This is a genomic window from Pseudomonas sp. WS 5412 (assembly GCF_012985615.1).
Classification (GTDB): domain Bacteria; phylum Pseudomonadota; class Gammaproteobacteria; order Pseudomonadales; family Pseudomonadaceae; genus Aquipseudomonas; species Aquipseudomonas shahriarae.
Genome location: NZ_JAARMB010000019.1, coordinates 62,882 through 84,929, shown reverse-complemented (window position 1 = coordinate 84,929; position 22,048 = coordinate 62,882). Strand labels below are relative to the sequence as shown.

At 58.6% G+C, this 22,048-nt stretch carries 22 protein-coding genes and 1 tRNA gene; 9 read left to right on the top strand and 14 right to left on the bottom strand.

Going from position 1 to position 22,048, the window contains the following annotated elements; genetic code table 11:
• The first annotated feature begins 72 nt into the window (after positions 1-72).
• Positions 73-1,332: a hypothetical protein gene (locus HBR94_RS22105; protein ID WP_170045544.1), complete on the top strand. Its 1,260-nt coding sequence runs from the start codon at positions 73-75 to the stop codon at positions 1,330-1,332.
• Positions 1,333-1,334: 2 nt separating this feature from the next.
• Positions 1,335-2,375, top strand: coding sequence for a hypothetical protein (locus HBR94_RS22100; RefSeq protein WP_170045543.1), 1,041 nt, complete (start codon positions 1,335-1,337; stop codon positions 2,373-2,375).
• Between the two features lie 81 nt (positions 2,376-2,456).
• Here the strand turns inward: HBR94_RS22100 and HBR94_RS28985 are convergent, their stop codons facing one another.
• From HBR94_RS28985 to HBR94_RS22075, 5 genes are all read right to left on the bottom strand, one after another.
• Complete coding sequence (locus HBR94_RS28985) at positions 2,457-4,469, bottom strand: site-specific integrase (RefSeq protein ID WP_170045542.1); 2,013 nt, start codon at positions 4,467-4,469, stop codon at positions 2,457-2,459.
• An 88-nt stretch (positions 4,470-4,557) separates the two neighbouring features.
• Positions 4,558-4,631 (bottom strand) — tRNA-Gly (locus tag HBR94_RS22090).
• A 141-nt stretch (positions 4,632-4,772) separates the two neighbouring features.
• A complete protein-coding gene (locus HBR94_RS22085) occupies positions 4,773-5,657 on the bottom strand; it encodes an alpha/beta hydrolase (protein WP_115127580.1) in 885 nt (294 codons plus the stop codon).
• A gap of 295 nt (positions 5,658-5,952) precedes the next feature.
• On the bottom strand, positions 5,953-6,645 hold the full coding sequence (locus HBR94_RS22080) for a pseudouridine synthase (protein ID WP_120732098.1): 693 nt from the start codon (positions 6,643-6,645) through the stop codon (positions 5,953-5,955).
• Positions 6,645-6,857, bottom strand: a complete 213-nt coding sequence (locus HBR94_RS22075) for a cysteine-rich CWC family protein (RefSeq protein ID WP_057439751.1) — start codon at positions 6,855-6,857, stop codon at positions 6,645-6,647. Before HBR94_RS22075 ends, HBR94_RS22080 begins: the two co-directional genes overlap by 1 nt.
• Positions 6,858-7,074: 217 nt before the next feature.
• On the opposite strand from HBR94_RS22075, the gene HBR94_RS22070 reads away from it, so the two are divergent.
• Both HBR94_RS22070 and HBR94_RS22065 read left to right on the top strand, forming a co-directional pair.
• Positions 7,075-7,434 carry a hypothetical protein gene (locus HBR94_RS22070; protein WP_170045541.1) on the top strand — a complete coding sequence of 120 codons (360 nt, stop codon included), beginning with the start codon at positions 7,075-7,077 and terminating at the stop codon, positions 7,432-7,434.
• Between the two features lie 145 nt (positions 7,435-7,579).
• The gene (locus tag HBR94_RS22065; RefSeq protein ID WP_170045540.1) at positions 7,580-8,008 is read left to right on the top strand and encodes a DUF3757 domain-containing protein; all 429 of its coding nucleotides are present in this window, start codon (positions 7,580-7,582) and stop codon (positions 8,006-8,008) included.
• Between the two features lie 22 nt (positions 8,009-8,030).
• Here the strand turns inward: HBR94_RS22065 and HBR94_RS22060 are convergent, their stop codons facing one another.
• Positions 8,031-9,143 (bottom strand): enoyl-CoA hydratase/isomerase family protein, encoded by a 1,113-nt coding sequence (locus tag HBR94_RS22060; protein ID WP_057439749.1) that lies wholly within the window; start codon positions 9,141-9,143, stop codon positions 8,031-8,033.
• Positions 9,144-9,274: 131 nt separating this feature from the next.
• Between HBR94_RS22060 and ung the strand changes: the two genes are divergently transcribed.
• Entirely contained in the window at positions 9,275-9,970 is a 696-nt protein-coding gene (gene ung, locus HBR94_RS22055; protein ID WP_162947784.1) for a uracil-DNA glycosylase, read from the top strand.
• Positions 9,971-10,068: 98 nt separating this feature from the next.
• Here ung and HBR94_RS22050 read toward each other — a convergent pair whose 3' ends face one another.
• The 5 genes from HBR94_RS22050 to HBR94_RS22030 are packed head-to-tail and all read right to left on the bottom strand — an operon-like array spanning position 10,069 to position 15,454.
• Positions 10,069-11,106, bottom strand: a complete 1,038-nt coding sequence (locus tag HBR94_RS22050; RefSeq protein WP_170045539.1) for an AbrB family transcriptional regulator — start codon at positions 11,104-11,106, stop codon at positions 10,069-10,071.
• The gene (locus HBR94_RS22045) at positions 11,099-12,613 is read right to left on the bottom strand and encodes a tripartite tricarboxylate transporter permease (protein ID WP_057439746.1); all 1,515 of its coding nucleotides are present in this window, start codon (positions 12,611-12,613) and stop codon (positions 11,099-11,101) included. Before HBR94_RS22045 ends, HBR94_RS22050 begins: the two co-directional genes overlap by 8 nt.
• Before the next feature lies 1 nt (position 12,614).
• Positions 12,615-13,073 (bottom strand): tripartite tricarboxylate transporter TctB family protein, encoded by a 459-nt coding sequence (locus HBR94_RS22040; RefSeq protein WP_115127583.1) that lies wholly within the window; start codon positions 13,071-13,073, stop codon positions 12,615-12,617.
• Positions 13,074-13,133: 60 nt separating this feature from the next.
• Positions 13,134-14,117, bottom strand: coding sequence for a tripartite tricarboxylate transporter substrate binding protein (locus HBR94_RS22035; RefSeq protein WP_057439744.1), 984 nt, complete (start codon positions 14,115-14,117; stop codon positions 13,134-13,136).
• A gap of 44 nt (positions 14,118-14,161) precedes the next feature.
• On the bottom strand, positions 14,162-15,454 hold the full coding sequence (locus HBR94_RS22030) for an OprD family porin (RefSeq protein WP_115127584.1): 1,293 nt from the start codon (positions 15,452-15,454) through the stop codon (positions 14,162-14,164).
• Positions 15,455-15,701: 247 nt separating this feature from the next.
• On the opposite strand from HBR94_RS22030, the gene HBR94_RS22025 reads away from it, so the two are divergent.
• Both HBR94_RS22025 and HBR94_RS22020 read left to right on the top strand, forming a co-directional pair.
• Entirely contained in the window at positions 15,702-16,373 is a 672-nt protein-coding gene (locus HBR94_RS22025) for a response regulator (protein ID WP_057439742.1), read from the top strand.
• Entirely contained in the window at positions 16,366-17,751 is a 1,386-nt protein-coding gene (locus HBR94_RS22020) for a sensor histidine kinase (RefSeq protein ID WP_057439741.1), read from the top strand. Before HBR94_RS22025 ends, HBR94_RS22020 begins: the two co-directional genes overlap by 8 nt.
• Positions 17,752-17,775: 24 nt before the next feature.
• On the opposite strand, the gene HBR94_RS22015 is transcribed toward HBR94_RS22020, so the two are convergent.
• Together HBR94_RS22015 and HBR94_RS22010 are read right to left on the bottom strand one after the other, a co-directional pair.
• Positions 17,776-18,597, bottom strand: a complete 822-nt coding sequence (locus HBR94_RS22015) for an HDOD domain-containing protein (protein ID WP_057439740.1) — start codon at positions 18,595-18,597, stop codon at positions 17,776-17,778.
• Positions 18,598-18,633: 36 nt separating this feature from the next.
• Positions 18,634-19,575: a folate-binding protein YgfZ gene (locus HBR94_RS22010; protein WP_170045538.1), complete on the bottom strand. Its 942-nt coding sequence runs from the start codon at positions 19,573-19,575 to the stop codon at positions 18,634-18,636.
• A 137-nt stretch (positions 19,576-19,712) separates the two neighbouring features.
• On the opposite strand from HBR94_RS22010, the gene HBR94_RS22005 reads away from it, so the two are divergent.
• Together HBR94_RS22005 and HBR94_RS22000 are read left to right on the top strand one after the other, a co-directional pair.
• Complete coding sequence (locus tag HBR94_RS22005; RefSeq protein ID WP_017736358.1) at positions 19,713-19,967, top strand: succinate dehydrogenase assembly factor 2; 255 nt, start codon at positions 19,713-19,715, stop codon at positions 19,965-19,967.
• Positions 19,951-20,403, top strand: coding sequence for a hypothetical protein (locus HBR94_RS22000; RefSeq protein ID WP_170045537.1), 453 nt, complete (start codon positions 19,951-19,953; stop codon positions 20,401-20,403). The genes HBR94_RS22005 and HBR94_RS22000 overlap by 17 nt, the downstream gene beginning before the upstream one ends.
• Here HBR94_RS22000 and nadB read toward each other — a convergent pair.
• The gene (nadB, locus tag HBR94_RS21995) at positions 20,372-21,988 is read right to left on the bottom strand and encodes an L-aspartate oxidase (RefSeq protein ID WP_057958785.1); all 1,617 of its coding nucleotides are present in this window, start codon (positions 21,986-21,988) and stop codon (positions 20,372-20,374) included. The two genes, HBR94_RS22000 and nadB, sit on opposite strands and share 32 nt — an antisense overlap.
• Positions 21,989-22,048 lie beyond the last annotated feature (60 nt).

The following is a 22,048-nucleotide window of genomic DNA, read 5'->3' as shown; positions in this document are numbered from 1 at the left end:
TTTGGGGATGCCAGAAAACGGTCGATTTTTGACACTCTGGTTTTGGGTCATGAATAGCAATGGAGCAGCGTTGTGGATAAAAAAACGAAGGGATCTTGGTTAATTCATCACACCAATAAGTTGCAGTCGGTGTCCACTCAGCAGGGATATGAAAATACGTTCGTGGCTGGGAAGGCGGGTATTCTGCTCTCAGCAATTTCCGCTGATAAGGCTACGACCTTGAGCAAGGTGAGGGTTGAAACGCTGGCAAATGCTGCAAATATCAACACTGCTTTTGAATTGCCCCGGCTCCTATCACTTTTGAAGGAGCATGAGTTCATTGACGACACCTCCAGCGGGATCACCGCAGTGGGTATAACATCTGCGGTTGTTTTGCAGCACACTGCCGCTATTTTCTCTGAGTTAGAGCCTAGTCCAATGGAGCTCGCAGCAATTTCACTGGCGGAGATGGCATCGATAGCCCCGTCTTATGCTACCGATGCAATGGAGGAGATTTCCGATACCTTTGAGCTTGCTTCGGCAGATTCAACGCAGCTTTTATACGATGCCAATCAGATCGGGTTCGTTGACTTTGAGAATCTGGATAAAGATAGATCTATTTTGTTCAACGGGAATCTTTTTCGGCGTGACTCGGCACAAAAAATAAAAACGGTTCTTGACTCGATGAGCCCAGCAGAGCAGCAATCCTTGACCGAGTTTACGGAGGCTTTGAAGCGATGTGCATGTATCGATGTAGATACGGCTGAGAAAATGCTCGGCAAGCCGCTGTTTCAAAAGACATCATCAATCGGTATTTTTGATGTAAGTATCGTCAGTAACAATAGTTCAAATACCGGTTTCGTAACCTTACCTGCCGCGTTCTCGAAATATAGTAATTCTATGATTGACGATGCATTCGACTTGGCGAAGGCTTTCCTCAGTTCGATCACATATGGTATCAGTAAGAGCCACCATGCTCGGGGCCAGATTAGAATGGTGGATCAATTGTTGTCTGCTTTGGTTCGGGGGGAAAGTATTGGGCCGGTTGCTGCAATAGCACAAGATTATAGAATATTGGAAATGAAGGGTGTCGTTTCGGTGAAAATGGGAGAAAAGAAAGGGCGAACTGGTCCTATGTTGACGCTGCTAAAAAAAGAAATTGGGGAGCTGGCTCTCCAAGCTATTCGACAGGGTGATGTCAGTGAACACTCACTTTCATCTCTTCCAACCGCAGCAATAACCAGCTACGTAGGGCCTGAGCAAAATCGTTTCAGGGCTAGAAAGACACAGCTTCAGACAAGTCCTAAAGCAACGAATGATATGCTTTCGGCACTTAGAACGGGAGGGCTATAGATTTGAAATCTCCTACGTTAGGTAAAGGACACATTGCTGAAGAGTTGCTGAGGGCTTATTTTTCTAAGGCCGGATATTATGCTATCAGAGGCGTTCCCTTTGTATATGAAGGGTTTGATGTGACTGATATCGATCTGTGGCTTTATAGTAGGGCTTCGTCAGTTTCAAGAGAGATTACAATAGTTGATGCCAAAAACAAAAAGACGCCTCAAGCAATAGAGCGTATTTTTTGGGTGCATGGATTGAAAACTGCTGTCAAAGCAACTAGTGCGATAGTCGCAACGACTGATAAAAGGCCTGAGGTTAAGAATTTTGGGAAGCAACTGGATGTAGTTGTTTTGGATGGCGCTTTTTTGGCGCGATTAGGTAGTCGGGATGGTCTGGATCCTCTTAGGTTGAGTGATGAGGAACTGAGTAGTAGTCTGGATGGCTACACTCTTGGTAAGTTGGATGGCGATTGGAAAGGCCGGATCAAGACTTGTAAAGGTTTACTTTCGAAGGGGCTAAGTTTCGATAGTTGTAATTATTGGCTGGAGCAGGGGAGGTTTTTTGCAGGTAATGCATCTGCAAATGTTCCTCAGAGAGAGAATGCTCTTCGATGTATGTATTTGATTTGCTCTTTTATCACTATAGCGATTGACTATCTGTTGAGGGACCTTTCGTTTCTCGAGCAAACGGAGCGTTGTTCTACCCTTGATGAAGGCTTCAAGTATGGTTCTCGCGGACGAACTGGAGTAAAGAAAGTCCTGGAGTTTGCGTTAGGCCTAGTGGAAGAACATGCTACTGATGGAACTAATATATCGAGGCAGGTTAGATCAAGTATCGACTCCCAGCTAAGTGCGTTGCAAACTGATATTCTGAGCCAGTTCTTTTCTAAACCAGAGGTCGCACGGAGTCTTTTTTCGGTTGCTAAAGAGTTCGAAGGGCTAGCAATGCAAAGGAAATTCTCCGGGCATGGGTCGGCAACAGTAGAGCTTAGAGGAGTCCTATACTGCTTCATGGATCATTGGTCCATCAGTCGGAAGAGCTTGAGTGGAGTCTGAGGTCTTTTGTTTGACAACGAACTATTGTGAGCTGTAAGGAAGGGGGAGTTACAGTGCAGGCTGTATGCTCCACCCTTTCTGTCATAATGCTTTATTAGGGTTGGTTTTTCTTCTGTGTAGAGCTTGCTTCACTCCAATCAGGGCGGTTTTTGAGTTGAAGCGCGTAATTAGGGGGAGTTTGAAGTCTAATGAGTCCAAATAGGGCTGTGAACGCGCTGCCGCATCTTTGCTGTATCGCTTTAGGCTAGTTGTGTCTCCTCTTGTATGACCGGCTATTGCACTGATGACTGTTTCTGGTGTGCCTTTGTCTACTAGAGCAGTTATCAAAGTATGTCTAAACGAGTGGAAGGTTTTCATCCCGTCTCTTCTCATTTTTAGCTGAGTTCCAAGAAAACGTTCATTGAACCACGCGCCTGCTGCCTTCCCGTATCCCTTGACTCGATCATATCTGAGTTCAGGGAAAAGCCTCGTATGGCCATTGGTTTTAAGCAGGTCAATATATTCACTAAAACCGAGCTCTATGAGGTTCGAATGGATGGGGATTAAGCGCTTGGAATCGTCATTTTTTATCGACTTATCCACTGCTTTGTCAGCAATCTTTGTTTCGTCAGTGGTGCTAGTCTGTTCATTTATGAATGCGCAGAACTTTCCCTCCTCATATTCTATTATGTCAGTTAGGTGTAGCTGTGAGATTTCATTTAAACGGGCCCCGGTGTAAAGGCCTAGCAGCGGAAGCCAGTAGTAATAGGGCCTGAAGTCACTTAGGCCGCCGCCCTTGTTCCTTTTGGCTCCCCCATGGGCAAACCATTCTGCTGAGAATATAGAGGTTAGATCGTCATGGTCGAAGGGGTGGCGGTCATCTTGGGCTCTCGTCTTAACACCGCGTGTTTTTCGGATGATTTTGTCGGCAGGATTTTTGCCAAAGTAATCTTCCGTTACCGCCCATCTGAATACTTCAGATAACTTACCTAGGTAGCTCTCAACCGTCTTTTCCGAAAGGCGCGGCTCATTATTCTTTTCGGCGAATACGAGTAGCATCGAAGCGTCGTTAGTGCCGTGTCGTCTGGCCGCTTGATAACGATTAGAAGGCATTAGTCTCAATTTTGATTCATAATTACGAATGAGCTCTCTATCAATGGCTCCAAGTGATGGGTCCCCCATCAACTCTACAAAGCAACCGCAGACGGTGCTCATTTTTTTCTGTTGATCCAGTCCCCATCCGGGCGCCTTATGATCTAAAAATTTCCGAACAAGTGAAGATGTAGCCATTCCGGAGAATACAGGGTTGCAAAAACGTAGCCCCGTGCTTGGTAGCCACGGAGCTGGTAGAGCTACAGTAGCGATCGCAGTCGTCGTCACAGGCGCACTGGCAACTGTTGAAGTGGGCGAAGTCCCAGGCGGTGGAGAGATTAACATCGGCATTTTCTTCGTTAGGGAACTTGCCCATTGCTCTCTGATTCTACCGGCCTGCAGTTTTGTAATAAAAGTAGTCGAAGTTGTGATGCGAATTCCAGGTAGGTCACAAAATAAGGCTGTTCTATCGGTGCTATGAGTCAGGAATACGCACTCATCGGAGAAACCGGAAGCGATGAGGTTTGAGATGGTTATTCTTGGATGATAAGGCTTTAGTGTTCCTGTGAATATTTGTAGTATTCCGGTCCGAATTGCGCCGTCTAGGACAAACCCGCCAGTATCGTCTTCGCGCTCTATTTTTAGGTGATCTTCGATCCAATACATCTGCTCAGAATTTACACTGCACGAGATAGGGATATTGTTGTTTAGCGTTTCCTCGAGAACCAATTTCGGCTTGACATCAAATGCCTCGCTAAAATCCTGAATGCTGATTCGTCCAGCTCCTGCTAGGAGAGGACTCCCGTCAATGACTTTTTGTTCGTCCACGTCTAGCTCACCTATGCATGAGTGCCACCCTGCCAACAGACGTAATGCTACAGATTTAGCAGTTAAAAAATCAGTAGTTTGGGTGGACGCATGAATCTCACGCTGTGAAAAATACGCACGATAGCGAGCCGGGACGGTGATGCGAAGGACGTAGATTCCGCTCGAGCGGCGGTAGAGGTTGTTGCGTTGCGTCACTTAGTAGGAGCCCTTTGTAGGAGGACTACGTGACTGTCTCGTTTTCTACCCAGTGGATTTCATAAAAATCAATGGGTTAGGAGAGAGGTGGAGCGGGTAGAGGGAATCGAACCCTCAACTAAAGCTTGGGAAGCTTTCGTTTTGCCACTAAACTATACCCGCTCAGAGCGGCTGACTTTGTACCAGAAGTGCGCGGCGATTTGAAGTTTTTCTTTGAAAAATGTGCAAGTTGCGAGCGTCAGCGGATGCTTTGAGCCCGCCCCAGGCAGAAACGCTGCACCGTCCCTGCCCAGGGCCTTGCTTTCAAATCGCAAACGCATGCAGGGCCTGGCCCTGGTGATGCCGCAGTCGACTCACCGACTGTTCCGGTTTCAAAAAGCCCATCAATGCCTGCCGACTGTCATTGCACGCGGCCTTGTGCTCCATGTCCAGAAAGTGCCCGGTGGCCTGGATGGTGCCGAAGCTGCTGTTCGCTACATGTTGCCCAAACAGCCGGGCATCCTCGGCACTGGTGTATTCGTCCCACTCGCCATTCAAGAACAGAACCGGAATGTCGATCTGCCGTGCGGCCTTGAGGTAGCACTGGCGGTCGCTATTGAGCACCTGGCTGATGTGGTAGTGCATCTGCCCGTACTCGTGCTCGGCCAGGGTGCTGACGTGTCGATAGTTGAAGCGCTTGAACAGTGGCGGCAGGTGTTTGCCGATGGTGCTGTTGACCAGGTTGCCGACGCTGTGACGGTCGAGGGTGCCGAGGTAGTCGACGCCACGTTCCAGGTAGTCGCGCATCGGTGCGTTGATCACTGGGGAGAAGGAGCTGATCACGGCTTTCTCCACGCGCCGGGGACGCTGGGACAGGGCGACGAGCGTGGCGACACCGCCCCAGGAAAACGACAGCACATGCTCGGCGGCGAAGTGTTCGATGAGTTCCAGAAGGATCTGGCCCTCAATGTCCTTCGTCAGCATTTGCTCATGGCGGTTGTGGGCTTTGGAACGACCGGCGTAGGGCTGATCGTACAAAACCACATTGAATTGCGGATGCAGGCTTTTCACGGTCTGGGCGAACGACGCGGTGGTGGCCATGGAGCCGTTGACCAGGATGATGGTCTTTTGAGCAGCGTCCGCGCGATAGAACTCCGTGTAAACCCGATACTGACCCTGTATATCCAGCACAGCGATTTCTGGCCTCATGTCGTAAGACTCCTGGCAAGCGGGTGATGCGCGCAGATCACTCTGCACGAGCTTTGTGACAGGTAGGCATACGCCTGGAAGGGAGGCCCATGTCGGTCCGATGAGGCTGGCCGACGGGTGTTGTTATGGCGGGCAACTTGCCTGGGCCCCTACGTCAAGCGGTACGGGCCGGCAATGTGTTTCTTGGAGGTCGGGTGACTCACCAGTCAGATTGCGGCTGGCGGTTTGATTTAAGCAGGAGGCGGGCCAGGTCGCACGTTTGACCCTGGGCTTTTGCCGATCACCGGCTGAACGGTCATATCTGGCGGATTTCAGCTTCTGTCAGCGGCCGATATTGGCCGGGGGCGAGTTGTTCATCCAGCACTAGCGGGCCCATGCGTTCGCGATGCAGGCGCGTCACCTTGTTGTCGAAGTGCCCGAACATGCGCTTGACCTGGTGATAACGCCCTTCAATGATGCTCAGGCGCGCACTTTTGGGGCTCAACACTTGCAGGTCGGCCGGTTGGGTGGTCAGGTCTTCGAAGGCGAAGTACAGGCCGGCACTGAACGTTGCGGCGTACTGCGGGCCAATCGCCTGTTCGGTCTCCACGTAGTAGACCTTGGGCAGCTTGGTCCTGGGCTGGGTCAGGCGCCGGGACCACTGGCCATCATTGGTGATCAGCAGCAGGCCGGTGGTGTTGAAGTCCAGGCGGCCGGCGATATGCAGGTCGCCCTTGTCCGGCTCATCCAGCAGGTCGAGGACGGTGGGGTGTTGGGGGTCGACGGTGGCACTGACGCAGCCTGGCGGCTTGTGCAGCATGAAGTAGCGCGCGGGTTTCCCCACCTGCAGGATCTCGCCATCACATTCCACGCGGCTGAACTCGCGCACTTCATGGTGGGGGTCGGCAACCGGCAGCCCATCGACTTGAATCCGTCGCTCCGCCAGCAGTAAGCGCACTTGCTGGCGATTGAAGCGGGGCAGGTTACTGAGGAATCGGTCGATACGCATTACCGGGGCTCGGCTGCGCGCAGTTGTGCGTCGACCTGGGCACAGCGCGGGCACAGGCAGGCCTTGTTGCGCAGCTCCATCGGCAGGGCTTCGAGCACCTTGGGATCGATGGTGACGCTGTAGCACCAGCAGGCACGGTCAGCGGTGCGCGGGTCGGCCAGGGTGCAATCGTTGCGAGCGCCGCAGGCCGGGCAAAGTGTGGGAGTGTTCATCGGTCGGTTCAGGTGTCATGGCGTCGAGGTTCCGGCGAAACCGGTGTATTTGGCACGATACAGACCTGGGCGGTTTATTGCGCCATAGATGTATCAATCTATGTCCAAGTCGCACCAGATTTGCTTTTTGCGGTCTGATCTCTTGTCATTCAGTGAAAGCTGTCTGTCGCCCCCCAGCGTCGCTGGTGTGTGCTCTTCCGCGGTCCAGGAGGCCGCCATGTATCGTCGATTGCTCATCACAGCTGTGCTCGGTTTGACCCTTTCTGCTTGCGTGCCCTATTACGATGGAGGCTCCAGCTACTATCGATCCGAAGTCTATACCGCACCCGCGCCGGTCTATTACTACGGCGGCGGTCCGTCATACCAGTACCGGCGCGGCTATTACGCACCGCCACCACGCTATTACCCGGCGCCGCGTTATTACCAGCCGGCGCCCCGTTACTATCAGGCCGGGCCAAGGGTGGGCTACCGTCCCTATCCCAGTCAGGGATGGGGGGATCATCGGGGCTACAACGGCCATGGTCGCGGCGATGGACGTGGCGGTGATTATGGCCGGGGACGTGGCGGGCATCGGTAGTCAGACTTTTCTTTGAAACGGCGCGAAACGCGCCGTTTTTTTGTGGGCGACCGTCTGTCTGGGCTGTCATATTTAACAGCTATCTTAAGTGTTCTTCTAGAACTTTACTGGGTGGCAAGACCTCAGTAGCTCAACGGAATGACACATGATCAGCCGGGCACTTATTCTTTTTTTACTCGGTTTTTTTTCCTTCGCTCACGCCAGCGCAGAATTCAGCTGCCCCTATCCCTCGTCGATCAAGCGCAAGGCGGGCCATTTCCAAAGTGACAATGGCCACTGGAGGAGCCCTGCAGGCGGGGCCGACAGTTTTTTGGAAAGATTTGTCGGGGCGGTTTTTATTCCGGCCAATGACCAGGAGCGTAAACAAGGCTACTTGGAGTATTGCACCTACAAGGCGGCCAACAACCAGTGGGTCAACCTCAGGTTCCAGGCGCCCGAGCCCCTGTCCGGCATGTCGCTGACCGACTCCACCCATTGGATGCAGGCCCGCGGGCCGTTTGACCAGGAAATTTTTGTGTGCACGGACAGCCAGCCCGACAACTGTTCGTTCACCCTCGATCGCCCAAAATACTAGCCCGTCGCTTGACTTGCGTCTGTCATAAATCAGACAGGTCTGCCAGCGGATGGCGGCCTTCCCAGGCCTTGTGAAAGTGCGCCTCGACCACCGCCTCGGGAATGCGCTTGATATCTGGCCAGTGCCAGTGTGGCTGCTGATCCTTGTCGATCAGGCGAGCGCGTACCCCTTCGCTGAACTCCGGATGCCGACAGCAGTTGAGGCTCAAGGTGTATTCCATCTGGAACACCTGCGACAGAGAAAGGTGCCGCGCCCGTCGGATCTGCTCCCAGACCAGGTGTGCGGTCAGCGGGCAGCCCTCGCTCAAGGTCTTGCCGGCCCGGCTGAACAGCGGGTCGGCATGCTCGCGCAGTTGGCTCAAGGCGCGCCAGGCGCAGTGCACATCACCCACATCCAACCATGCGTCGATCTGCTGGCGGCGCGGCAGCCACTGTGGTTCGGGCTGCTGGCTGGCGGCCTCCTGGGCCAGGGCCTTGAACAGGCTGTTGAGCTGCATCGCCGTCTGTTCCTGCCAGTTCAGCTGTAACAGGCCCTCAAGCATTTCGTCCTGTTGCTCATCCAGCAGGAAGCGGTCGGCCAGGCCCAGGTCCAGGGCGTCGCGCCCGTTCATATGGGCGCCGGTGAGGCCCAGGAACAGGCCGAGCTTGCCGGGCAGGCGCGAGAGGAACCAACTGGCGCCGACGTCCGGGTACAGGCCGATGCTGATTTCCGGCATGGCCAGCCGGCTGCTCGGGGTGACGATGCGGATGGCGGCGCTTTGCAGCAAACCCATGCCACCGCCCAGAACATAGCCATGGCCCCAGCAAATCAGCGGCTTGGGGTAGGTGTGCAGGTGGTAGTCCAGACGATATTCGGCAGCAAAAAATTGCGCGGCCAGGGCGGGTACTTCGCCCGGGTGCTCGCGGCAGGCCTGGGCCAGGCTGCGCACTTCACCGCCGGCGCAAAACGCCTTGGCGCCGTTGCCGCGCAGCAGCACGCAGACGATTTGCGGGTCTTTGGCCCAACTCGCCAGGCGCTCGCCCAGGGCCAGGATCATCGGCAGGGAGAGGGCATTGAGGGACTTTTCTGCGTCCAGGCTGGCGATGCCGATACGGGCGCCGTCTGTGCCAGTGAGCTCTTCGAAGTGCAGATTCATCATGACCTCAATCGGTAAATTGAACGTTGAGTATGATCCCTTCGTGGGAAAGTGCCGGTTGCGCGTCAGATCAATTGACAAGTGGGGTGGGCTTTCCTAGGGTTCGCCCATTCTTTTTACATGATGCTTTTCTGATGACTGTCGACGACCGTATCAAACTTGAACCGAGCTGGAAACACGCCCTGCGTGAGGAATTCGAGCAGCCGTACATGAGCCAATTGCGCGAGTTCCTGCGCCAGGAGCATGCGGCGGGCAAGGAAATCTACCCGCCGGGCCCGTTGATCTTCAACGCGCTCAACTCCACGCCGCTGGACAAGGTCAAGGTGGTGATCCTCGGCCAGGACCCGTATCACGGCCCGGGCCAGGCCCACGGTCTGTGCTTCTCGGTGCAACCGGGCGTGCCGGCGCCGCCGTCCCTGGTCAATATCTATAAAGAGCTCAAGCGCGACCTCAATATCGACATCCCCAGCCACGGCTGCCTGCAAAGCTGGGCCGACCAGGGTGTGTTGATGCTCAATACCACCATGACCGTGGAGCGCGCCAATGCCAACGCCCATGCGGGCAAGGGCTGGCAGTTCTTCACCGACCGGGTGATCGAGATTGTCAGCGAGCATCAGCCGCACCTGGTGTTCCTGTTGTGGGGCGCCCATGCCCAGGGCAAGCAAAAGCTGATCGACGCGACCAAGCATCTGGTGCTGACCTCGGTGCATCCGTCGCCGTTGTCGGCATATCGCGGGTTTTTGGGCTGCGGGCATTTCAGCCGGACGAATAAGTTTCTTGAGCAGAATGGCGAGACGCCGATCGAGTGGCGGTTGCCGCCGCTCTGAAGGTCAGCACAAGGTAGAAGTTGCCTGCGATGACTGACAGTCTGCCGATATCTCTGTTGGCAGACACACCGCAATCGCAGGCAAGCCAGCGCCTATATTTAAATGGTGTCCGGCTGGCGGTTCCAATGGCGGAATAACGGCTCCGCCAGGAACAGCACAAACAACAGCCGCATCACCTGCATCGCCGTTACCAACGGCACCGACAGTTGCAGGGTCTCTGCCGTCAAACTCATCTCGGCAATCCCACCGGGCATCATCCCCAGCGTCAGCGAGCGCAGATCCAACTGCGTCAATGCACTCAAACCCACCGCCGCAAAGGTCGCGATCAGCATGCTCAGCAGTGTGCCAACCACCGTGCGGCCCATGAACGACGGTGCCCGTCGGAAGAACTGCCGGTTGAAGTGGCAACCCAGGCCACTGCCGATCAACCATTGGCCGATCTGGCTGCCACCTTCGGGCAGGCCGATGTGCAAATCCCAGGTGATACTGGCGACGGCACTGACCAGTAACGGCCCGAACAACCAGGGGTTGGGTTGGCGCAAGCGTTGCCAGCCCCAGGCCACCAGCGCGCCAATGGGAAACAGCAGGGCCAGCCAGGCCCAATCCACAGGCGCCGGGTGAAACTGTGGTGCGCCGCCGCCCAGTAAATACTTGAAGATTGCCGGCACACACAGCACCACCAGCAACACCCGTAGACTCTGGCCAGCCGCCACGCGACTGAGCACCGCGCCATTGCGTGCGCCCAGGTTGACCATCTCCCCGGAACCGCCCGGCATGCTTGAGAAAAACGCAGTGGCGCGATCTTCACCGCTGCGGCGCATCAACCACACGCCGACAATGCTCGACAGGCTGGTGACCAGCGCGCCGAAGAAGATCAGGCCAAAGTGGCTCATCACCTGTTCGATCACCACCGGGGTGAAGTGCAGGCCGATACCAATGCCCACCACCCACTGCCCGCATTTGCGCCCGCCGGGAATCTCGCCCAACTGCCAGGGCGTCAGGCAGCGCACCAGGATGATCGCCAGCAACGAGCCGACCATATACGGCAAAGGCCAGCCGACCAGGCTGGCCAGGTAACCGCCGGTCAGGCCGACCAGCGGTGTTCCCCACCATTGTCTAAGGGTGACCTCAGACATCGGCTACGGCACGACGCTGCAACGCGCGCTTGCGCCAGATACGCAGCAATGGCACGAGCAGCATGATGGCGGTCAGTACCCAGACGCCCAAAGTGATCGGGCTCGACCACAGAATTTCCAGCGTGCCATTGGAAATCGACAACGCACGCCGCAGGTTCTGCTCCATCAGGCCGCCGAGGATAAAGCCCAGCAGCAGCGGCGACAGAGGGAAGTCCAGCTTGCGCAGGATGTAGCCGAAGATGCCGATGGCGATCATCAGGAACAGATCGAAGGTGGTGGCGTGTACGGCATAGACGCCAATCGCGGTGATGATCGCGATCACCGGCACCAGCGCCCAGTTCGGCACGGCAAGGATGCGGGTGAAGATGCGGATCATCGGGATGTTGAGGACCACCAGCATGATGTTGGCGATAAACAACGAAGCGATCAGGCCCCAGACAATGTCCGGTTGCTGTTGGAACAGCAGCGGGCCAGGTGTGATGTTGTACAGCGACAGGGCGCCGATCATCACCGCCGTGGTGCCCGAGCCCGGAACGCCGAGGGTCAGCATTGGCACCATGGCACCGCAGACTGACGCGCCGATGGCGGTTTCCGGGGCGGCCAGGCCGCGCATGTCGCCTTGGCCGAACTTGCCGCTGGCGCCCGCGATACGTTTTTCGGTCATGTAGGCCACGGCCGAGGCCATGGTCGCGCCAGCACCTGGCAGTACGCCGATGATGAAGCCCGATACACCGCAGCGCAGGTTCACGGTCAACACCGACAAGGCTTCCTTGACGTTGAACATCATGCGCCCGGTGGCCTTCACCGCTTCCTGGCCACGGTGGGTTTTTTCCAGGAGCAGGAGGATCTCACTGATGGAGAACAGACCCAGGACCAGGACCACGAACTGGATACCATCGGTCAGATGGATGTTGTCACCGGTAAATCGGTATACACCGCTATTGGCATCGATGCCGACGCAGGCAAGGAACAGGCCGATCAACGCCGAGACAAAGGTCTTCAGCGGCTTGTCACCGGCCATGCCGCCCAGGCAGACAATCGCAAACACCATCAGTACGAAATATTCCGCAGGTCCGAAGGCAATCGCCCATTTGGCCAGCAGCGGGGCGAACAGCACCATGCCGCAGGTGGCGATAAACGCACCGATGAACGAGCTCCAGGCTGAGAGCGACAGCGCCACCCCGGCCATGCCTTTGCGGGCCATTGGGTAGCCGTCGAGGGTGGTCATCACGGTGGAGGCTTCGCCCGGGATGTTCAGCAGGATCGAGCTGATCCGGCCGCCGTATTCGCAGCCCAGGTACACGGCTGCCAACAGGATCAGTGCCGACTCGGGCGGCAGGCCCAAGGCAAATGCGATGGGGATCAACAACGCCACGCCGTTGATCGGGCCCAGGCCCGGCAACAGGCCGACGACGGTGCCGATCAGGGTGCCGCACAGTGCGGTCACCAGGTTATAGGGGCTCAGCGCGACGCCGAAACCCTGGCCCAAATAGCCAAAAGTATCCATATCAGTTCTCCAGAACGTCGAGCAGACCGAGGGGCAGCGGTACGTCCATGGCTTTATCGAACAGCAGATAAAGACCGACGCTCATCAAGGTGATGATCACCACGCCGGGCAACCAGCGCCCTCCATACAGCCGTGCCATCGGAATACCAATCAGCATGCTGCTGAGAATGAAACCCAGAGATTCGAAAGTGCCGGCAAACACCAGCAGCAAGCTCACGCAGATCCCGATCTTAATCAGGGTCGGGCGGTCCAGCGGCGGTTCATCGTCAGTGTGTTTGGTCGGTTGCGGACGAATCAGCATGTAGGTCAGAGCCAGGCCCATCAGCCCGAGCAACAGCAGTGGGAAGGCCCGAGGCCCTACTGGCTCGTAGGAAAAGGCCGCCTGATAGGGCCAGGCCATCAGCGCCAGGCCGATACACACCAGTAACAGCACTGCGGCGAATATGCGTTGTAAGAGCATGTAGAACTCCTGGGCCACGCCCCCGGTTCAAAGGGGCGTGGCCGCGCGACAGAGGGGCGATTACTGGATCAGGCCGAACTCTTTGGCCAGCACTTTGTAGTCAGCCACCTGTTTCTTCACGTAGGTGTCCAGTTCCGGGCCGGTCAGGGCGAACGGGAACAGCTCGCGCTGGTCACGCAGCTTGGCGAACTCTTCGGAGGCCAGCAGCTTGTCGAACGCAGCCTTCCACCAGGCGTAGTCTTCATCGCTGACTTTTGGCCCGAGGTAGAAGCCCCGTACCACTGGCCAGACGATGTCGTAGCCTTGCTCTTTGGCGGTCGGAATATTCTTCATTTCCGGCTCGTCCAGGCGCTCTTCGGAGAACACTGCCAGCAGGCGCATATCGCCGCTGAGGATGTGTGGCATGGAGTCGGAGATATCGGTACTGCCTACCTGGATGTGACCACCGAGCAGGGCAGTGGCGATTTCACCGCCGCCTTCGAGGGCCACATAACGCAGGTCACGCGGGTTGATCCCGGCAGCCTTGGCGATCAGTGCGGTCTGCATCCAGTCCTGGCTGCCGACGGTGCCGCCGGAACCAATCACCACTTTGCTCGGATCTTTCTTCAGGGCCTGTACCAGATCGTCGAGGCTCTTGTAGGGCGAATCGGCTTTCACCGCAATCGCACCATAGCTGGTGCCGACGGCGGCCAGCCATTTCACTGCGCTTTCATCAAATCGACCGAATTTGCCTTGGGCCAGGTTCAACAGCGAACCGCTGGACCAGGCCACCAGCGTGCCGGCATCGGCAGGGCGCTGTGCCACCACGGCGTTGTAGGCCACCGCACCCACGCCGCCGGGCATGTAGGTCACGCGCATCGGTTTGCTCAGCAGTTTTTCGTTGATCAGCGCGCTTTGCACCAGCTTGCAGGTCAGGTCAAAACCACCGCCGGGGGAGGCCGGTGCGATGCATTCCGGGCGCTTGGGTTCTTCGGCAGCCAGCAGTTGGCCGGCAAACAGCATGCAGCCGGCGGCCAGGGCAAATTTACGCAGGGATGAGGACATGGGGAACTCCGTCATTGTTGTTATTGGGGATATGACTTGCAGGGTTACCACAGCGCGACGCTGTAACTGACCAGCACGCGCACTTCGTCTGCGTCCCGTGCCGAATAGTTGGAGCGGTAAGTGGCGTTACGCAGGCGTACGGCCACATCCTTGAGGGTGCCGCTTTGCACCACGTATTTGATCTCGGTGTTGCGTTCCCACTCTTTGCCGGTGTCGCCGTTCTTGAGTTGGATATTGTCACCGGACAGGTAGCGGCTCATGAAGCTCAGGCCGGGGATCCCCAGCTTGGCGAAGTCGTAGTCGTAGCGAGCCTGCCAGGAGCGTTCTTCGGCGCCGGCAAAGTCGTTGATCTGCACAAAGTTGACCAGGTACGGGTCGCTGCCATCCACATACGGGAACGCGCTATCGCCGGACATGTGCTGGTAGCCGGCGCTCAGTTTATGGCCGTTGAGGGCGTAGCTGAAAAGGCCGTTGAGGGATTTGTTATCAATGCTGCCGCCGCGCGCGCTGCCGGTGTCATCACTGATGGCCAGGCGCAGGTCGGTACCAAAAGTGCCGGGACCCATCGGAGTGGAGGCGACCACACCGAGGAAGTGCTGGCGGTACACGTCATCCAGTTGGGCGAAGTGATAGCTGCCGGTGACCTTCTCGGCAAACTTGTAGTCCACGCCACCAAAGTTGAAGTGCTTGCCGGTGGCCCCGCCGACGAAGCGGCCGTTCTTGTTGTTGAGGGCGATGTCCTCGTAGTTGCTGTCGTCGCGGTCCTTGGCCTTGTCCAGGCGGCCGCCGGTGAACGTCAGGTGCTTGAACTCCTTGGAGGTCAGCAGGCCGCCGTTGAACGTCTGCGGCAGGATGCGTCCGTCGTTGGCCTTGAGGATTGGCAACTCAGGAATCAGCGAGCCGATTTTCAGCTCGGTAGCCGAGATTTTCACTTTGCCGGTCAGCCCCAGTTTTGAGTACTCGTCAGCGGCGCGGCCATCATCGTGGGTGGGCAGCAGGCCGCTGCCGGTGCGGTCCGGGCTGGAGTCGAGCTTGACCCCGAGCATGCCCAGCGCATCCACGCCAAAACCGACGGTACCGTCGGTGTAGCCCGATTGCAGGTTGAGCATGAAGCCCTGGGCCCATTCGTCGCGTTTGGATTGCTGGGCGCTGGTACCGTCGCGAAAGTCGCGGTTGAAGTACATGTTGCGGGTTTCCAGGGTCGCGCTACTGTCTTCGAAGAAGGCAGCCTGGCTAAGCGGCGAAAAACCGGCAAGGGCAGCGGCACTGGCGAGGGCGGTCTGGGTCAGGCGGGAAAAACGAACAGGCGGGCAAGCCTGGGGCTGTGTCGACAGCATCGTAGAGCACTCCGTTTATTGTTCTTATAGGGCGAAAACGCTTCGAGGCGTTTTTCGGGCGCTATGGGTGAAATAGCTCGGAAGGTGTAACCGTCCGTTTCTGGATGCTAATGGGCGAACCTTTCACTAACCTTTCAACGGTCTTTCAATGTTTTCGGGCTTCACAGCACAGGCGGCGGCTGTAAACTGCGCCGCGAGTCGGTAAACAGAGGGCGGCATCGGCTGCCCCTTAACGAGGTACAAATCCATGCGTGTCCTGCTCGTCGAAGACCATTTGCAGCTCGCCGAAAGTGTCGCCCAGGCGCTCAAGAGCACGGGCTTGACGGTGGATGTGCTGCACGATGGCGTGGCTGCGGACCTGGCCTTGAGCAGCGAGGAATACGCGGCAGTGATTCTCGACGTGGGCCTGCCGCGCATGGATGGTTTCGAGGTATTGGCACGCTTGCGGGCCCGTGGGAAAAATCTTCCGGTGCTGATGCTCACTGCCCGCAGTGATGTAAAGGATCGGGTGCATGGCCTTAACCTGGGCGCCGATGACTACCTGGCCAAGCCCTTTGAGCTGACCGAGCTGGAGGCCAGGGTCAAGGCGCTGTTGCGCCGCAGCGTGCTGGGTGGCGAGCGGCAGCAGACCTGTGGCGTGCTGGTGTATGACGTGGAAACCCGGCGCTTTACCCTCGGCGGTGAACTGCTGACCCTGACCTCTCGCGAGCAGGCGGTGCTCGAGGCGCTGATCGCCCGTCCCGGCCGGGTCATGAGCAAGGAGCAATTGGCGTCCCAGGTGTTTGGCCTGGATGAGGAGGCCAGCCCCGACGCCATCGAAATCTATGTGCACCGCTTGCGCAAGAAACTCGATGGCCAGCCGGTCGCCATCGTCACCTTCCGTGGCCTTGGCTACCTGCTGGAAGCCCGCGATGCGTAAGCACAGCAGCCTGCGTTGGCGCCTGCTGTGGAACCTGGCGCTGCTGTTGGTGGTGCTGATGCTGGCCAGCGGCCTGAGCGCCTACTGGAACGGTCGCGAGGCCGCAGACACTGCCTACGACCGCACCCTGCTGGCCTCGGCGCGGACCATCGCCGCCGGGCTGTCCCAGCGTGACGGTACCCTGAGTGCCGATGTGCCCTACGTGGCGCTGGACACTTTCGCCTATGACAGTGCCGGGCGGATTTACTACCAGGTCAATGATATTCACCAGAAGCTGATTTCCGGTTACGAACACCTGCCAGGCCCGCCACCCGGGACGCCGCGCACCGACGATTACCCGGCCCTGGCGCGGTTCTATAACGCCAAGTACCAGGGGCAGAATGTGCGGGTGGTGAGCCTGCTCAAGGCGGTGTCGGAACCGAACATGAATGGCATGGCAGAAATCCGCGTCGCAGAAACCGACGAAGCCCGGGTCAGCATGGCCCGCAGCCTGATGGCCGATACCCTGCTGCGCCTGGGCATGCTGGGCGTCGGGGCCCTGCTGCTGGTGTGGTTTACCGTGAGTGCGGCGCTGCGCCCGCTGGAGCGTTTGCGCACGGCGGTAGAGGAGCGCCAGCCGGATGATCTGCGGCCGCTGCCGCTGGTTGAAGTGCAGCACGAACTCGGGCCGCTGGTGCGGGCGTTGAACCACTTCACCGAACGCCTGCGCGGGCAGTTCGAGCGCCAGGCACAGTTTATTGCCGACGCGTCCCACGAATTACGCACCCCGCTGGCCGCGCTCAAAGCCCGCCTGGAGCTGGGGCTGCGCGCCGAGGAGCCGGCGATCTGGCGCAGCACCCTGGAAACGGCGGCGCAAGGCACGGATCGCTTGACCCACCTGGCCAACCAGTTGCTGTCCCTGGCACGCATCGAAAACGGGGCGCGGGCGATTGCCGAAGGCGGTGCGCAATTGCTCGACCTCAGCCAATTGGCCCGTGAGTTGGGTATGGCCATGGCGCCCCTGGCACATGCCCGTGGGGTGGCGCTGGCGTTGGAGGCGGATGAGCCGGTGTGGCTGCGGGGCGAGCCGACCTTGTTGAACGAGCTGCTGAGCAACCTGGTGGATAACGCCCTGGCCCACACGCCGTCAGGTGGCAATGTGATCTTGCGGGTGACGGCGCCGGCAGTGCTGGAAGTGGAGGACGATGGCCCTGGGATTCCGCAGGACGAACGGGACCGGGTGTTCGAGCGATTCTATCGACGTAACCAGCAGGGCGCGGGTTCGGGCCTGGGGTTGGCGATTGTCGGGGAGATCTGCCGCGCACACCTGGCCCAGATCAGCCTGCATGATGGCGAGCTGAAAGGGCTTAAGGTGCGGGTGAGTTTTATCGCTGGGTAGGGCCGTGCTTGCCACAACAACCGGTCAATAGAACATCGAGCGCGCTTCGTCCAGCTCGGTGCGCACCGCTTCGTTGAGCGGGTCGATGCGCAGCTTCCTGAATGCCGGCAAGCTCGACAGCGCAGCGTTGGCCAGCGGGTGATCGGTATTCTTGTGGCAGTACAGCACCGCCACTTGCACCAGGTCGACGTAGTCCAGGCTGGCCGAATCGCGCTCGAGGTCCTGGTAGTGTGCGGGCACATTTACCAGCATTTCCGGGAAGTCCCAGCCCCTCAGCAGCTTGTCCCCCAGCAGCGGGTGGATGCTGTCAATCACATGGTTGAGGCTGACCGGGTCGGAGAGCAGTTCATAGTGATCTTCGGCGTAGGTCAGGATCGGCAGCACACCGATCTGGTGCACCAGCCCGCCAAGTGCTGCCTGGTCCGGCTTGAGTTGGCTGTGGTTGCGGCACAGGGCGTAGCAGACGCCTGCGACTTCCAGGCTGCGGCGCCATACGTCACGCATCTTCTGTTCGACGACTTCTGAGCGGGCATGGAAGATTTGCTCCATCACCAGACCAATCGACAGGTTGCTGCTGTAGTTGGTGCCCAGGCGCGTGATGGCGGTGTGCAGGTCGGTGACCTCCTGGGTGGCGCGCAACAGTGGGCTGTTGACGACCTTGATCAGCCGCGCCGTCAGGGCGGTATCGCGGCTGATGACTTTGCTCAAATGACTGATGCTGACTTCGGGGTCTTCGGCGGCCTGACGAATTTTCAGGGCCACTTCCGGTAACGTGGGCAGAACCAGGTCATCGTTATCGATGGCCATCACCAACGCCTGTTGGACTTTTTCCGCCAGTTTATTCATTCATGCTCTCTAGGGTGCTGCAAAAGGGTACGGCGATTAGCGCTGGATCTCGCGATCACGGTCCAGTTGGTAAGGCAGGTCAAGTAACTTGAGGCCTGGGCCTTCCAGCGTGCCTAAATGCACGTTGCCACTGTCGGCTGCTTCGGCTTGCAGCACCGCCAGAAGTTCAATCCCTTCGTCGGCCCGGGCGGCGATGACTACCTCACCGATGGCGCTGTTATGGCTGGGGGCAAACAGTGGCGTGCCGGGCTCGGGCAGCGCATGGCTGTCGAGACTCAGGCGATACAGGCGGCGCTTGAGTTTGCCCAGGTATTGCATGCGGGCGACGATTTCCTGGCCGGTGTAGCAGCCTTTCTTGAAGCTTACGCCGCCGACCGCTTGCAGGTTGAGCATCTGCGGGATGAACAGCTCGCGGGTCTGGGCCATGACCTGGCCGATGCCGGCACGAACCTGCCCCAGCAGCCAGGCATTGAGATCGCCTTCGGCAAGTGTGGCGGCCAGTTGGCTGCGCAGGGACTCGGCTTGCGCGGCGGGCGCCCAGAGTTCGGCGCGGCCCGGGGAGACGCGAATGGCCAGCAGTTCTTCATGGCGCGCCACACTGTCGGTCTCGGCCGGCAAATCCAGGCCCAGGCTGGCGAGAGCCTGATCGGCGTCGGCCAGGCCGAAGCGGACCCAGGCGGCGCTTTCGTCCGTCAGCTTGGACTTGGAAAACACAGCGTATTTCTTCAGGTCCGCCAGTTGCGGTTCCAGCAGTTCGCTGGCCATGGCCAGCAGTACACCGTCACCTTGCAGCACGATCCGGAAGCTCGACTGCATGCGCCCCTTTTGGGTGCAGCGCGCGCCGAGGCTGGCGTGGGTGTCGTCGAGGTAATTGAGGTTGCAGGTCAGTTGCCCCTGGAGGAACTTGGCCGCGTCAGCGCCGCGAACGGCCAGGACACCTTCGTGGGACAGGGAGCAGAAGAAAGCAGAGTCAGCCATGGGTCATCGCAGTTGGAAAGTCATGAGTGCATCATAGAGGGGCGCCCGGCAAATGGGTAGTTTCATAAGCCCGACCAAAGCCGACTGTTCCGAGGGGCGTGGGCCTGTATACTTGCGCCCTATTTGAGGAGCGCTCCATGGTCGAAGATGTAGAAATCAATCGCCTGTACTGGCACAGCCGTCGCGGCATGCTGGAGTTGGATGTGTTGTTGGTGCCGTTCACCAAAGAGGTGTACGCGACCCTCGACAAGGTAGACCGCGACCTCTACGTCAGGTTGCTGACCTGCGAAGACCAGGACATGTTCGGCTGGTTCATGGAGCGTGCCGAATCAGAAGATCCGGAGCTGCAGCGCATGGTCCGGATGATCCTGGATCGTGTCCAGCCCAAGTAATAGCTTCGAATGCCGCTGGCAGGCCTGCGGGCTGTTGCTGGCGGCGTATCTCCTCGCACAGGTGCTTGCACTGGGTGCGCTGTGTCTGCTGGCTATACCTTTTTCGATCGCGGCACTGGGTGTGCTCGCGTGCCTGGGCCACGCCCTGTGGACGCTGCCACGCCATATTCGCTTGACCCACCGTTCGTCGGTTCGTGGCCTGCGGCGCAATGCTGGCGGCTGGCAACTGTGGAGCGTAGCGCGGGGTTGGCATGCGGTGCAGTTGCGTCCCGACAGCCTGGCGTTGCCGCTGATCGTGGTGCTGCGCTACCGACTGCCGGGAGACTGGCGGGTACGCTCGGTGTGCGTACCGCGCGGTTCGCAGGCCGCCGATGTGCATCGGCGGCTGCGCGTGCGCTTGAAGTTCAGTCGCCGTAGGTGGTTGGCACCAGGATAGTGTCGAGGGCCTCTGGCAGCATCTCGGGATAATCCAGCGTGTAGTGCAGCCCCCGGCTTTCCTTGCGCGCCATGGCCGAGCGGATCATCAGTTCGGCGACCTGGGCCAGGTTGCGCAACTCGATCAGGTCGCGGCTGACCTTGTAATTACTGTAGAACTCGTCGATTTCATCCAGCAACAACCGCACCCTATGCTGCGCCCGCGCCAAGCGCTTGTTGGTGCGCACGATACCCACGTAGTCCCACATAAAGCGCCGCAGCTCGTCCCAGTTGTGGGCGATGATCACGTCTTCGTCTGAGTCGGTGACCTGGCTCGCATCCCAGCGGGGCAGGGCGGCCGGTACCGGGATGCGTGGCAGTTGTTCGAGGATATCGGCGGCGGCGGAACGGGCGTAGACGAAGCATTCGAGCAACGAGTTGCTGGCCATGCGGTTGGCGCCGTGCAGGCCGGTGAAACTGGTCTCGCCAATCGCGTACAGGCCGGGGACATCGGTGCGGCCTTGCTGGTCGACCATCACGCCGCCGCAGGTGTAGTGCGCCGCCGGCACCACCGGGATCGGCCCTTGGGTGATATCAATATTGAAGGTCAGGCAGCGCTCGTAGACCGTCGGGAAATGGGTCTTGATGAAGTCGGCGGGCTTGTGGCTGATGTCCAGGTAGACGCAGTCGATGCCCAGGCGCTTCATCTCGTGGTCGATGGCGCGAGCCACGATGTCCCGTGGCGCCAGTTCGGCCCGTGGGTCAAAGCGCTGCATGAAGCGTTCGCCATTGGGCAGTTTGAGGTGCGCACCTTCCCCCCTGAGGGCTTCGGTGATGAGGAAACTCTTGGCCTGGGGGTGATACAGGCAGGTGGGGTGGAACTGGTTGAATTCCAGGTTCGCCACCCGGCAGCCCGAGCGCCAGGCCATGGCGATGCCATCCCCGCAGGCGCCATCGGGGTTGCTGGTGTAGAGGTAGACTTTGGCGGCGCCCCCTGAGGCCAGGATGGTGAAGCGCGCGCCGTAGGTATCCACTTCGCCGCTGGCGCGGTTGAGCACGTAGGCGCCGAGGCAGCGTTCACCCGCCAGGCCCAGGCGTTTCTCGGTGATCAGGTCGACGGCGACTCGTTGCTCGAGCAGTTCGATATTCGGCCGCTGCCGGGCCTGGGCGAGCAGGGTCTTGAAGATTGCGGCGCCAGTGGCGTCGGCGGCATGGATGATGCGCCGGTGGCTGTGGCCGCCTTCACGGGTCAGGTGAAACTCGAAACCGCCGTCGTCACTGCCGGCATGCTCATCGCGGGTAAAGGGTACGCCCTGGTCGATCAGCCACTGAATGGCTTCGCGACTGTGCTCGACGGTGAAGCGCACCGCGTCTTCATTGCACAGGCCGCCGCCGGCGTTGAGGGTGTCTTCAACGTGGGATTGCACCGTGTCGGTGTCATCTAGCACGGCGGCAACCCCGCCCTGGGCCCAGAACGTCGAACCGTTAGCCAGGTCGCCCTTGCTCAGGACGGCTATGCGCAGATGGCTCGGCAGAGTCAGAGCAAGGCTCAGGCCTGCGGCGCCGCTACCAATCACCAGGACATCGTGTTGAAACTGTTGGCTCATTTATGGGATTCCGCAAAAAGCGATCCGTAGGGGTGGCGCAAACAGGACGCCTGGATCGGC

Excerpts from the sequence above, each read along its gene's own strand:
- HBR94_RS22085 (WP_115127580.1), bottom strand. The coding sequence starts at position 5,657 with ATGAGGCCAGAAATCGCTGTGCTGGATATACAGGGTCAGTATCGGGTT.
- HBR94_RS22080 (WP_120732098.1), bottom strand. The coding sequence starts at position 6,645 with ATGCGTATCGACCGATTCCTCAGTAACCTGCCCCGCTTCAATCGCCAG.
- HBR94_RS22075 (WP_057439751.1), bottom strand. The coding sequence starts at position 6,857 with ATGAACACTCCCACACTTTGCCCGGCCTGCGGCGCTCGCAACGATTGC.
- HBR94_RS22070 (WP_170045541.1), top strand. The coding sequence starts at position 7,075 with ATGTATCGTCGATTGCTCATCACAGCTGTGCTCGGTTTGACCCTTTCT.
- HBR94_RS22065 (WP_170045540.1), top strand. The coding sequence starts at position 7,580 with ATGATCAGCCGGGCACTTATTCTTTTTTTACTCGGTTTTTTTTCCTTC.
- HBR94_RS22060 (WP_057439749.1), bottom strand. The coding sequence starts at position 9,143 with ATGAATCTGCACTTCGAAGAGCTCACTGGCACAGACGGCGCCCGTATC.
- HBR94_RS22050 (WP_170045539.1), bottom strand. The coding sequence starts at position 11,106 with ATGTCTGAGGTCACCCTTAGACAATGGTGGGGAACACCGCTGGTCGGC.
- HBR94_RS22045 (WP_057439746.1), bottom strand. The coding sequence starts at position 12,613 with ATGGATACTTTTGGCTATTTGGGCCAGGGTTTCGGCGTCGCGCTGAGC.
- HBR94_RS22040 (WP_115127583.1), bottom strand. The coding sequence starts at position 13,073 with ATGCTCTTACAACGCATATTCGCCGCAGTGCTGTTACTGGTGTGTATC.
- HBR94_RS22035 (WP_057439744.1), bottom strand. The coding sequence starts at position 14,117 with ATGTCCTCATCCCTGCGTAAATTTGCCCTGGCCGCCGGCTGCATGCTG.
- HBR94_RS22030 (WP_115127584.1), bottom strand. The coding sequence starts at position 15,454 with ATGCTGTCGACACAGCCCCAGGCTTGCCCGCCTGTTCGTTTTTCCCGC.
- HBR94_RS22025 (WP_057439742.1), top strand. The coding sequence starts at position 15,702 with ATGCGTGTCCTGCTCGTCGAAGACCATTTGCAGCTCGCCGAAAGTGTC.
- HBR94_RS22020 (WP_057439741.1), top strand. The coding sequence starts at position 16,366 with ATGCGTAAGCACAGCAGCCTGCGTTGGCGCCTGCTGTGGAACCTGGCG.
- HBR94_RS22015 (WP_057439740.1), bottom strand. The coding sequence starts at position 18,597 with ATGAATAAACTGGCGGAAAAAGTCCAACAGGCGTTGGTGATGGCCATC.
- HBR94_RS22010 (WP_170045538.1), bottom strand. The coding sequence starts at position 19,575 with ATGGCTGACTCTGCTTTCTTCTGCTCCCTGTCCCACGAAGGTGTCCTG.
- HBR94_RS22005 (WP_017736358.1), top strand. The coding sequence starts at position 19,713 with ATGGTCGAAGATGTAGAAATCAATCGCCTGTACTGGCACAGCCGTCGC.
- nadB (WP_057958785.1), bottom strand. The coding sequence starts at position 21,988 with ATGAGCCAACAGTTTCAACACGATGTCCTGGTGATTGGTAGCGGCGCC.